The sequence below is a fragment of the Paenibacillus sp. LS-5 genome (genome assembly GCF_056121505.1).
On sequence record NZ_JBWAVA010000105.1, the window covers coordinates 1 to 249 of the forward strand.

The following is a 249-nucleotide window of genomic DNA, read 5'->3' on the forward strand; positions in this document are numbered from 1 at the left end:
CGGCGGCGTCGATGTGCGCATCCGCGGCCTCAACGACGGTGCCGACGATATCCTGGTCAAGCCGTTCGACCCGGACGAGTTGCACGCGCGCATCCTCGCGGTGTTGCGCCGGCAGGGCGGCTACCTCGGCAATGCGCTGGCGTGCGGGGCGTTGCGCTTCGACCTCGACACCCGCGTCGCCTGGGTCGGCGACCAGCGGTTGACGCTGTCGGCGCGTGAAACCGAATTGCTCGACCTGCTGCTGCGCCG

1 protein-coding gene is annotated in these 249 nt (G+C 70.3%); it reads left to right on the plus strand.

Features of this window, described 5'->3' with window-relative positions; all coding sequences use genetic code 11:
• On the plus strand, nucleotides 1–249 hold a 249-nt coding region (locus AC0MA3_RS26650; RefSeq protein ID WP_474658371.1), incomplete at both ends, for a response regulator transcription factor.